This window comes from Treponema sp. R8-4-B8, assembly GCF_054786175.1.
In genome coordinates this window covers 1-1,849 of record NZ_BDHE01000077.1, presented here as the reverse complement: position 1 = coordinate 1,849, position 1,849 = coordinate 1, and the positions used below count along the sequence as shown (strand labels likewise).

The following is a 1,849-nucleotide window of genomic DNA, read 5'->3' as shown; positions in this document are numbered from 1 at the left end:
TCCTTTATTTTTGCCGTTAATTCTAAAACGCCGTCAATGTCCGCCGCTGTAACCGCAAGCACTTGATTGTCCCTTTTCGCAATTTTAACCGCTTCTTCAGCAGTATCCGCCGTTATGGCGCATAAAACGCTTTTGGAACCTGCTACCGCCGCGGAAGCTTTATCAAGAGAGGTAATATCTTTCGCCCTCAGCAACAGCGGCAATTTTGCTTTTTCGTAAACTTTAGCGCAGTAATCGGCAAAAGAATCACTTTGCTGGGTAACGGCAATCGCGCCTAAAAATAATTCTTCGCCAACGCGAACAGGCCTGTAATTTTTAATCTTTTCAGCTAACGCAATATCCGCGCCTTCGTCAAGATTAACCGCGATAATCGGTTTATTGACAAATGTTTTTTCGTGCCGGTACATTACGGTCTCTTCTCCAAGGGGGTTTATAACTTCAGTCCCGATTTTTACGCCTTTTACCGGCGGCTCGCTTGCCGCTCCAAGCACCTGCTTTGCTTCGTCGGAAGCGTATGGACACTCTGAGAGCATCGCTTTTTTCGCCGCAAGCTTCATGGCAAACGCCATACACGTGCTTGAACCGCATTCCTTGCAGTTTGTGCCGGGAAGGAGTTTTTGAATTTGTAATCCGCTCATTGCCATTTATTTACCCTCCCTATCCATCAAACTATTGATGGTTTTCTTTACCGTTGTTACCGCTTCAGGCGTATAAAGAATCAATATGTCAGCCCCCGCGTACAACAGAGTTGTCGCCGTTGCGATTTCCCAATAAGCAGCGCGTTTCGCCAAGTCGCCCCAGTCGGGGAAGCTTGATTCAGGCGCTTTAAATTCTTTAATCTTCGCGCACTCCTGCCCGACAGAGACAATCATCGGGCTTAAGAGCATATTGTCTCCTCCAAGCCCCGTTAGGCGAATACGCTCCATTACGGAATATGTGTATTCAATGCCGTAACCAATTGTGCTTGTCATCGGGTCTATGATGATTTTGTCGGGAGCCAAGCCCATGTTGGTTAACAAAATATTTAACTGTTTGCTGATATTAACGTCGATTGGGGCTTGCGCTACAAGCGTGTGGCCATAAGCCATCGCGGCCCCTGCGATAGTCCTGTAATTATCCTGCTCTACCCAGTTAAAGAGAAGGTTCTCCCCTTCGCAGCTTTGGGCGATTGCCTTCATTACCTCGTTGTTTTTTTCAAAGTGGCTGGTGCCTGTGATAATCAACGGCACGTCTACCGCTTCAAGAATTGATTTTACAAGATCGACGCTTTGCTTAGCGCTGAAATTATTGCGCTCGGGGTGAGTGCCGTCAAGTTTAACGCTGATTAAATCAGCCCCATACTTTTCTACGCAGAGTTTCGCCATTTGCGCCGTATTGTTTAAAACGTCTCCATAAGCCTTGCGAAGAATTTCCGGGTACTTTTCGCTTACGCTGTCAAAAACTTCCATGGCGACTAACGGTTTGTTAGGCATTTTGCCTTCCCAGAAGTGGAACGGCATACAGTCCGCGCCACCGATTGTATACGTTTTTCCGCGCGTGCCGCCCTCTGATTTTAAATTACCCAGTTTTACGGAATATAGGGAACAGCTCGCGCTATCCGAAGGAAGGGCGAAACTTTTAATCGCGGAAATACGCTCGGCTGCCGATATTCTCGGTTCTTTTGCAATGTTAGCTAATTCTGTTTTAATTTCAGAGATTGACGCTGACGGAGTTTTGCCTAAAAAACGCTCGCTTAAAATGTCGATTATGCCGGTAATAACTTCCTTTGTTACATCCGCTTTTATTTTTTCCGTAATGGCGGCAAGGTCAATGTTCGCTGGAATAATACCCGCTTCTACCGTTTTAGCGG

Annotated in this window: 2 protein-coding genes; both read right to left on the bottom strand. The window is 46.6% G+C overall.

Going from position 1 to position 1,849, the window contains the following annotated elements:
* The coding region (locus ACYVRA_RS06325; protein WP_461251902.1) for a (Fe-S)-binding protein at positions 1-644 on the bottom strand (644 nt) is incomplete at its 3' end.
* On the bottom strand, positions 645-1,849 hold a 1,205-nt coding region (locus tag ACYVRA_RS06320; RefSeq protein ID WP_461251901.1), incomplete at its 5' end, for an acetyl-CoA decarbonylase/synthase complex subunit delta.